General features: G+C 67.4%; 8 protein-coding genes and 1 pseudogene. 1 reads left to right on the top strand and 8 read right to left on the bottom strand.

The genetic code is table 11. The features are described from left to right. The 8 genes from MFF42_RS04210 to MFF42_RS04175 form a co-directional block, all read right to left on the bottom strand. A partial coding sequence (locus MFF42_RS04210) for a phosphatase PAP2 family protein (RefSeq protein ID WP_238254637.1) occupies positions 1 to 1,431 on the bottom strand: 1,431 nt, incomplete at its 3' end. A gap of 620 nt (positions 1,432 to 2,051) precedes the next feature. Further along, a complete protein-coding gene (locus MFF42_RS04205; protein ID WP_238254636.1) occupies positions 2,052 to 2,795 on the bottom strand; it encodes a hypothetical protein in 744 nt (247 codons plus the stop codon). Continuing rightward, positions 2,792 to 3,289 carry a hypothetical protein gene (locus tag MFF42_RS04200; RefSeq protein ID WP_238254635.1) on the bottom strand — a complete coding sequence of 166 codons (498 nt, stop codon included), beginning with the start codon at positions 3,287 to 3,289 and terminating at the stop codon, positions 2,792 to 2,794. The genes MFF42_RS04205 and MFF42_RS04200 overlap by 4 nt, the downstream gene beginning before the upstream one ends. Positions 3,290 to 3,466: 177 nt before the next feature. After that, complete coding sequence (gene fliE / locus MFF42_RS04195; RefSeq protein WP_238254634.1) at positions 3,467 to 3,769, bottom strand: flagellar hook-basal body complex protein FliE; 303 nt, start codon at positions 3,767 to 3,769, stop codon at positions 3,467 to 3,469. A gap of 482 nt (positions 3,770 to 4,251) precedes the next feature. Further along, the gene (locus tag MFF42_RS04190; protein ID WP_283206847.1) at positions 4,252 to 4,917 is read right to left on the bottom strand and encodes a 2-dehydro-3-deoxy-6-phosphogalactonate aldolase; all 666 of its coding nucleotides are present in this window, start codon (positions 4,915 to 4,917) and stop codon (positions 4,252 to 4,254) included. Continuing rightward, positions 4,914 to 5,822: a 2-dehydro-3-deoxygalactonokinase gene (locus tag MFF42_RS04185; protein ID WP_238254633.1), complete on the bottom strand. Its 909-nt coding sequence runs from the start codon at positions 5,820 to 5,822 to the stop codon at positions 4,914 to 4,916. The genes MFF42_RS04190 and MFF42_RS04185 overlap by 4 nt, the downstream gene beginning before the upstream one ends. 4 nt (positions 5,823 to 5,826) lie before the next feature. Beyond that, positions 5,827 to 6,705, bottom strand: a complete 879-nt coding sequence (locus MFF42_RS04180) for an SMP-30/gluconolactonase/LRE family protein (protein WP_238254632.1) — start codon at positions 6,703 to 6,705, stop codon at positions 5,827 to 5,829. Positions 6,706 to 6,740: 35 nt separating this feature from the next. Then, on the bottom strand, positions 6,741 to 8,093 hold the full coding sequence (locus tag MFF42_RS04175; protein WP_238254631.1) for a sugar MFS transporter: 1,353 nt from the start codon (positions 8,091 to 8,093) through the stop codon (positions 6,741 to 6,743). 160 nt (positions 8,094 to 8,253) lie between these two features. Here MFF42_RS04175 and MFF42_RS04170 point away from each other — a divergent pair. After that, positions 8,254 to 8,481 (top strand): annotated as a pseudogene (locus MFF42_RS04170) (galactose-1-epimerase); the annotation flags it as partial.

Genomic DNA, 8,481 nt, shown 5'->3' with positions numbered 1-8,481 from the left:
GGCGCCCGACAGCGTCAGCGCGCCGGTCCCGGACTTCACGAGACCGCCCTGCCCGGAGACGGTGCCGGAGATCGTCGCGGCCTGGGCGACCGCCAGCTCGCCGGCATCGAGCAGGGTGACGTCGCCCGCCACCGCGAGGGTGCCCGCGACGGCGAGCCGGGTCTTGCCGAGCTGGAGCGTGGCGCCTTGATCGATCCGGAGATCGCCCGCCGTCGCGAGGGTGGCCCCGGTCGCGGCGAGGACACCGCCCTCGACCTTGCTCGAGCCGGACAGGTTGCTCGCCCCCGTCAGGGTGAGGCCGCCGGCCTGGAGATCGAAGCCCGCGAAGCTGTTGCTGCCCGCCAAGGTCAGGACGCCGGAGCCGGCCTTGGTGAGCGTCCCGGGGCCGCCGATATCGTTGCGCCACGTGTCGGCGGCGTTGAAGCCGGCGCCCGGCCGCCGGTCGTCCTGGGCCGCCGCCGCGTCCATGGTGACGGTGGTGTCGGCGGCCAGCGCCGCGTAGCCGTCGGCGGCCCGGTACAGGTCGAGCCGCGCCCAGCCGTTGCCGTTGTCCATGACCACGCCCGACGGCAGCGCGGTCGTGCGCAGGATCTCGTCGATCTGAGCGAGGTTGAGATAGGGAAACCGCGTGGCGAGGAGGTAGCCGGCCTCGGTCGGGACGCTCATCGGCTGGCCGCTCGGGGCGACGCTCGGCAGGCCGTAGGTCAGCCGGCGCGTCCAGTTCGCCTGGTTGACCGTGCCGTCGCTGAAGCGGTCGGTCGGGCCGCTGGCCGCCTGCTGGGCGATGGTCTGGCCCGAACTCGCGAGGGCGGTGACCATCGCGCCGCGCACCGAGGCGGCGGAATTGTTGAATCTGGCGCTGTTCGAGACGTTGACGGTCGGGTCGAGGTAGGTGGCGACGGCCCATTCGCCGACCATCCGGCCGGCGATGACGTCGAGGGGATAGTGCACCCCGTTCACGATCCGATGCTCGCCGTACTCGCTGGCGCGCGTCAGGATCTGCTGGTAGCGCTCGGGGAAGATGTAGGCGAGCCAGAGCGACTCCGCGAAGCCCTTGGTGGTGTGGCCGCTCGGCAGGGAGCCGCCGCTGCCGGCGACGGCGGGCTTGATGTTCTTGTCGACCAAGAAGGGCCGCGGGTTGTTGAAGAAGTTCTTGGCGATGGTGCCCTGATTGCCGGCGGTGTCGTTGATCGTCCAGCCGAAGCCGTCGGCATTGCCGTAGGGAAGGCCCCGCGCGGCGAGACCGCCGAGGGCCGGGCCGGCGATCCCGGCGGTGTTGTAGGTGGTGTCATCTGCCCTCGCCGCACTCCGGTCGGCGGGAGAGCTGGCCGCCATGATGTCCCTGACGGCCTGAAGGTTCGCGTCGATGATGTCCTGACGGTTCGTGCGGATATCGGTGAAACCGCTCAGCAGGCTGTTGACGCTCGTCACCCTCGGAGGCGGCGGCGCGACATCCGCATCACCACCCGCCTGACCCGAATCTGATGTGCCGCCGGACATAATGGGCTTCTCACACTGACGTCTGAGAGCGGGAAAATCCGATTCGCGTGTCGGTTGCATGACATAAATTCAATAGATGTAGCAATAATCCCCGACACATACAGTCAATTGGCTCATAAGTACGCCGCGTCTGACGGGGCGAAATCAAATCTGATCGATCATCACTCGTTGATAAGATTTGATAAAAGATAGCCCCGCCGGCAGGCATTGTTCTTGTCTCTATACACTGGACAGCATCCGCCCTCCGATCGATTAGGCAGACGCCGCGCACAGATGATCGCAAGGTGCGAGAGATGACGATCTTGCAGGAGGCCGAGCGCCACGGCTTCTCGCACGGAAACATCGGCGATCCGTCGGAATCGCCTCATCGTCTTTCCTGCGGTGACTTGATATCCCTCACAAAACACGCGCTGCGCCGGCGCGACCGACGGACATGGTCGGAAACCGGGCGTTCGGCCGGCACGGCGTTATCGCGACCTCGCGGACCGGATCATCCTACGGTGCGGATCCTCCGCCGGACACTCGGCGAGTCCGGGGCAGCCGCAGGGGTGCTAATAGGTGAGGCTTTCAAACTCCCGTTCATTTCGGACATCCAGATATCCCCGCTCCCGTGCGGGCTCATGGACGAACCGCGCTGGCGAGACGGTGCGTTGGGAGGGACCAACGAAGTTCGGATTCTTTTCGAGCGCGGGGGATGGACGCCTATCCGATCGAAACGGTGCGTCCTCGTCGGTCAATCGGATGTCGATCCGTCCGCCAACTTCTGCCTTCTTGGCGATCGCGGGTGGGATTTTCCGCGTCTTGTCGACGGGCCGGGCATGTGCCGGGGGTCTTACCGGCGGTTTCTGTCGATTCGACACCTCATCTTTCTCGGCCATCTCACGCGTGTTGGCTGTTAATCTTGCCGCGAGGGATCGGACAAGTTCCTCGGCCCGCTCAGCCCGTGCCAGAGCATCGTTCAGGGCACCCTCCGCCCGTTGCGCTCGATCTTCCGCCGTCGCGACAGCTGCCGAGGCTCGGTCCGCCATGGCTTGCGCTTCCCGCGTCGTCTCGAACGCACGGGCTTGGATTTCCCGCAGTTTCGTGGAGACGGTGCGGATGTTCTCGATCGAGACGCACCAATCCTCGTGCGGCACTCCATGAGGATCAGGCCCGACATCGCTGTCGGAGTTCAACCCTCTCGGGGCACCGAACTCGAGGGGCGACTCCGCGCCTGATGCGAGCACGCGCGCGTTCGCGGCGAGGCGTTGTGGCTCGAACGAAGCATCGTGCTTCGGCGCGGGCGAAGCAGTCATGAGGCTGCGCTCCAAGTCAGCAGGTCGTTGAACTCAGTGAACATCGCGTCCTGCACGCGTTTGAGCCACGATTCCGCAGCCAATGCCCGTTCTTCCGCGAGTCTGGTACGTTCTTCGGCCGCCATGATCTGAACTCTTGCGGTCTCCTTCGCATCCTCGGCCGCCTTCTCGGCCGCGCAGATCCTGTTTTCGTATCCCTCGATGCCCCGTCGCGTCTCCTCCAATATTCTTTCTACCTGCTCACGCTGAATGTCAGCCTGATATCCAATCTCTTTCGAATGTTTAGAAACAATTTGTATTCCTTCGATCAACTTTGACCAGTCGGCCTCCAACCCTTGCTCCTGCCGACCAGGTTGTGAAAGAGATCGGCCGGAATTGGATATCAAGTGAATGGTGCCGGTTGTGACAGATGAGACGGATCTTTTTTGGACATCTTCATTTTCTCCCTGCGGCAATCCAAGCAAGTTGCGCACGTGTTTCTTCGGAACGATCATACAATCCTGCCTCCTCATCGAGATTCTAGGGCGATCACTGTTATGCAGCAGTGGGATGTCTCAAGGACGATGAACCAATCGATGCACCAAAAAACGCCACGGCGAACACATCTGTCCGAAAATCTACGGTTTTATGTTTTATTATTGAATTATATCGATAAACCGTGCAATCCATATTCAAATGGCCGTTCGCATGACCTCTTCGTAGGCCGAAATGGCCCGATCGCGGACGGCCACAAGCGTCTGCAGCGCTGTCTCACTCTCCGCAACCGCGGTCACGACATCCACGACGCTCGATTGGCCGAGCGCGGCGGAGCGGATCTGCAGATCCGCTCGCTGACCGGCCTCGGTCGAATCCTGCAATAATCCGGTGACAATTTTGGAAAAGCTGCCGCTGGCAACATCGGAACCAGCACTCGCATCACCGGGCTTGAGAAAGTTCGAGCCTTTGGCTGCCGAAATGATGTGATCGACCGGCATCTCAGGTCCTCCATTTAGGCTATCGACCGAATCCGACTCGTCGAACGGATCCGGCTCAGCGCGTCCGTTCTCGCTCGCCTTTGACCCAATCCGGGCAGCCGGAGTATTAAGGTTTTCTCGATTTTATGGTTAACGATCGATTAAAAAGCTGCTGCGGCTGCCTCCGCACAGGGGGACTTCACGGTCCTTTGGACGCAACATCTGCAATCGCGTACGCAAAGTCTCCGGGATCGGTTGAATCTGAAACCACGGACCTTGAGGGCTGCGGTCGCCGTCACGAGGCATCCGCAGCGCCGCCGAGGGAATCGTCCCGAAGGGGGCGCTCGGCGTTCGGAAAACGTCGACGCTCCGGGTGTTTGATTCCGCGGTGGAAGGGGACGTTCGACCGCGGCGGGTCGCGCTCGCGCGACGGACAGCGAAGACATGCTGCTCCAACGAAGAGGAGGCCAACGGCATCCTGACGGGAGCAGTGGGACCGGGGGTCAGGCCGGCGGGGCGTGGTTCGTGCGAGATGAGGGCGAACCGGCTCGGACCGTTCGCAAGGCTTCGATGATCGCCGCGGCACGATCACGGATCTCCGCCGCGGGCCGGCCCGGAACGTAGAGGCTCGAGCCGAGACCGAACCCGGCCGCGCCGGCGGCCCAATAGGGCGCGATCTCGGCCGGACCGATGCCGCCGACCGGCATGACGGGGGTGCCGGCCGGCAGGACGGCCCGCATCGCCCTCAAGACGGCCGGGCCGGCCGCCTCGGCCGGGAAGAGCTTCAACCCGTCGGCACCGGCCGCGAGGGCCCGGAAGGCCTCGCTCGGCGTGAGGATGCCGGGCAGGGCGATCAGGCCGGCGGCCTTGGCCGCCGCGATCGTCGCCGGATTGCAATCGGGCGACACCGCGAGGCGCCCGCCGGCCTCGACGATCCGACTCACGTCGTCGGGATCGAGGACGGTTCCGGCGCCGATCAGCGCGCGACGTCCGAACCGCGCCGCCATGCAGCGGATGCTCTCGAAGGGATCGGGCGAGTTCAGCGGCACCTCGATGCAGCGGATCCCGGCCTCCACCAGGGCTTCGGCGACCGCCTCGGCCTCGGACGGTCCGATCCCGCGCAGGATCGCGACGAGCGGCATCTCCGCCAGAATCTGGTCGAATGTCACGAGACCTCTCCTGTGCCGTCGGGACCGCGCAGCGCGGCGATGTCCCGCCCGATCCTCCAGAGGCCGCGTGACACGGCCATCTCACCGCCCAGGATCTGCGCCGACGGGTAGCCCGCCAGCGACAGGGCCGCGGCGTAGCGGGTGCAGAGGGCCGCGGTTCCGATCAGAGCGGGCGGGCCGTCGAGGAGGCCGCGCATGGCGGCGATCTCGCCGCCGATCAGCAGGCCCGACAGGAAGCTCTCGACCGCCTCCGGCTCCAGTGTGCCGAGCAGCACCTCGGCGCGGGCCGAGAACAGGACGCGCTCGATGCCCCCGGCGGCCAGGGCGCGCCGGACCCCCGCGGTGAAGGCGTCCGGCCGGTCGCAGGCCCCCCGCGTCGCCGTCTGACCGATCAGGGAGTGGTCGAGCAGCAGGGCGTAGAGCTCGCCGGTCATCGTCGTCGCGAAGTCGGTGATCCGCCCCTCGGTCAGCCGCACCCACTTGCTGTGCGTGCCGGGCAGGACGACGACGCCGTCGGCAAGCCCGGCCCCGAGGATCTGGGTCTCCTCCCCCCGCATCACGCCCGCCACGCCGTCGCGGCCGCGGGTGCTGAGACCCGGCACCAGGAAGCAGGGACCGATCGTCGGGCGGATCGCGACCGCGGCGGCGGCGAGATGCGCGGGGTTGGCCGGACAGGGCAGGTAGGGGGCCTCGCGCCAGCCGCCGCGCCGGCCCGCCATGCCGGCCAGCACGATCGGAACGCGTCCGTCGGTCCAGCCCGCGAGGATCTCGGCCAGGGCCGGCTCGAACGCGTCCCGCTCGAGCACGGCGGCCCCGGGTCCGCCGCTGCGGCGTTCCAGCACCGTCCCCTCCGGCCCGTAGCGGTAGGCGCGCAGGTTCGAGGAGCCCCAATCGACGCCGATCATGCCCTCACCCCGCGAAGGCGCGCGGCGGCAGGCCGCGAATCCCGGGATCGAGCACGAACAGCGCACCGGCCGCCGGCTCGTGCTCGCAGCCCAAAGCGGCCGAGGTGACGTAGAGCCGGTCGAGTTCGGGTCCGCCGAAGGCGCAGCTCGTGATGTTCGTGGCCGGCAGCGCGATCGACCGCAGAAGCGTCCCGTCCGGGTCGAACCGGCTGATCCGGCCCCCGCCCCAGTGGGCGATCCAGAGGCAGCCCTCCGCATCGGTGGTCATCCCGTCGGGATAGCCCCAGGCATCCGGGAAACGCAGGAAGACCCGCTTGCGGGAGAGCGCCCCGTCCGCGCCGAGGTCGAAGGCGAAGACCGTCCGGGCCGCGCTGTCGGTGTGATAGAGGACCCGCCCGTCCAGGCTGAAGGTCGGGCCGTTGGCGACGCCGTAGTCGCGATCGTGGCAGTGCCAGGTCAGGTCGGGATCGAGCCGATGCAGGGCGCCCGACGCCGCCGCGTCGGCGCAATGCTTGCTGCCGGCCCAGATCCGTCCGGCGAAATCCACCTTGGCGTCGTTCAGCCGGTTGTCCGGATGCTCGGGCTCCGGGTCGCCGAGAGGCTCCAGGCTGCCGGCCTCCGGATCGAAGAAGGCGAAGCCGCTCTTCAGGCCGACCACGAAGTCGGAGCGGCCCGCGCGCGGGATGACCCAGCCGATCGGCTCGGCGAAGGCGTGGCTGCCGGTCCGGCCGCTGGCGAGGTCGAGCCAGCGGATCGCCGGCGCCTCGATATCGACCCAGAACAGCTGCCCGCGCTCCGGCAGCCAGACCGGCCCCTCGCCGAGCCGGTCCCGCTCCGGGCGGGCCACGATCTCCAACGGCACCGTGTCCGTCCGCATCGTCATCGCTCCGCTCTCCTCTTCGCCTGGGTCGGGCAGCGTCACGGCGCGGCCGGCCGAACCGCGGGCGGAACGGCGGGCGGAACGGCGGTGCCGGCGAGCGGCACCTTCGCCCGGCAGCCCCAGAGGGCGTAGAACAGGACGTAGAGCTCGCAGGACGCGGTCAGCAGGAAGGAGTGCTGCAGCCCGAACCGGTCGGCGATCCAGCCCTGCACCACGACGAGGGCGCCGCCCGCGATCGCCATGATCAGCAGGCCCGACCCCTCCTCGGTGAGCGGCCCGAGGCCGCGGATGCCGAGGGTGAAGATCGTCGGGAACATGATCGCGTGGAACAGGCCGACCGAGATCAGCGACCACATCGCGACGGGACCGGTGGCGAAGCTCGTCACCAGCATCACCGCGAAGGCGCCGACCGCGGCCCCGGCCAGCACCGTCTCGGCGGGGATGCGGCGCATCACCCAGGCGCCGACGAAGCGGCCGACCATCATGCCGCCCCAGAGCAGGAACAGGTAGTGCGAGGCCTGGGCCTGGGTGAGGTCGCCGATCGCGGGCTGCGAGACGAAGTTGATGAACAGGTTCGCGACGCCGATCTCGGCGATCAGGTAGATAAAGATCGCCGGCACGCCGAGGACGAGGTTGCGGTGGCGCCAGAGCGAGAGCGAGGCCCGCTCGGCCCGGCCGAGGCGGTTCGTGGCCGTTCCCATCACCGGCAGAGAGGCGCGGGCGATGACGACGGCCAGCACCACCAGGGTCGCGGCCACGATCAGGTAGGGCAGCTGCACGGACTGCGCGTCGGCGAGCCGCTCGGCGGCACTGAGCGGCGCGGCGTCGCCGGTGAGATTGCCCGAAGCCGAGCGCCCGAGGATGAGGTAGCCGCCGAACAGCGGCGCCAGCGTCGTGCCCAGCGAGTTGAACGCCTGGACGAGGTTGAGCCGCGAGGAAGCGCTCTCCGGCGGTCCAACCACCGCGACGTAGGGGTTGGCCGCAACCTGAAGCAGGGTGATGCCGCAGGCGATCACGAACAGGGAGACCAGGGTGACAGTGTAGGAGGGAAGGTGCGCCGCCGCGACCATGCCGAGCGTGCCGAGCGCCATGATGCCGAGACCCGCCACCAGCGCCCGCTGGTAGCCGATGCGCTCGATCAGTTTCGCGGCCGGCAGCGACGCGACGAAATACGCGATGAACCACGCGGATTCGATCAGGGTCGTCTGGGTGTAGTCGAGGTCGAACACGCTTCTGAGGTGCGGCAACAGCGTGTTGTTGATGACCGTGATGAACCCCCACATGAAGAACAGGCTCGCGAGAAGCGTGAGCGCGGGCCGGTAGGACCGACGCTCCCTCGTCGCATCCGCAGCGCCTGAGGGCAGGGCTCTGCCCGATCCCGCTCCAGCCATCGAACGCCTCCTCTCCCATGACGGCTCCTGTGCCGGAGCTTCGTCTTCGCAAAGGATATTTGTATGAGTATAGGGGCCGTCGTCAACCGCAACGTGTCGAACGACGCGTGGCGGATGCCGCCGGACGGCTCGCGGGGAACGCGGACGGGAGGAGCGGGACATGCGCGGATGGAGAGTGGCCGGTGAGGCCAGGCGGACGGCGTTCGGCACGCTGCCGGACGGGCGCGGCGTCGAGGAGGTGACGCTCACGAGCGGCCCGGTCACCGCCCGCATCCTCACCTGGGGTGCCCTGCTGCGCTGCCTCGACGTGCCGGACCGCGCGGGCAAGACGGCCGACGTCGTCCTCGGCTACGCCGACCTGAAGACCTACCTGGACAAGCCGAACTAC

Origin of the sequence: Methylorubrum podarium (genome assembly GCF_022179745.1) — a bacterium.
Lineage (GTDB): Bacteria > Pseudomonadota > Alphaproteobacteria > Rhizobiales > Beijerinckiaceae > Methylobacterium > Methylobacterium podarium.
The sequence above is the reverse complement of the archived record's forward strand: the minus strand, read 5'-3'. Positions and strand labels throughout refer to the sequence as shown.

What these genes read in the sequence shown, in the direction of transcription:
- MFF42_RS04205 (WP_238254636.1), bottom strand. Translation starts at nt 2,795, where the DNA reads ATGACTGCTTCGCCCGCGCCGAAGCACGATGCTTCGTTCGAGCCACAA.
- MFF42_RS04185 (WP_238254633.1), bottom strand. Translation starts at nt 5,822, where the DNA reads ATGATCGGCGTCGATTGGGGCTCCTCGAACCTGCGCGCCTACCGCTAC.
- fliE (WP_238254634.1), bottom strand. Translation starts at nt 3,769, where the DNA reads ATGCCGGTCGATCACATCATTTCGGCAGCCAAAGGCTCGAACTTTCTC.
- MFF42_RS04180 (WP_238254632.1), bottom strand. Translation starts at nt 6,705, where the DNA reads ATGACGATGCGGACGGACACGGTGCCGTTGGAGATCGTGGCCCGCCCG.
- MFF42_RS04175 (WP_238254631.1), bottom strand. Translation starts at nt 8,093, where the DNA reads ATGGCTGGAGCGGGATCGGGCAGAGCCCTGCCCTCAGGCGCTGCGGAT.
- MFF42_RS04200 (WP_238254635.1), bottom strand. Translation starts at nt 3,289, where the DNA reads ATGATCGTTCCGAAGAAACACGTGCGCAACTTGCTTGGATTGCCGCAG.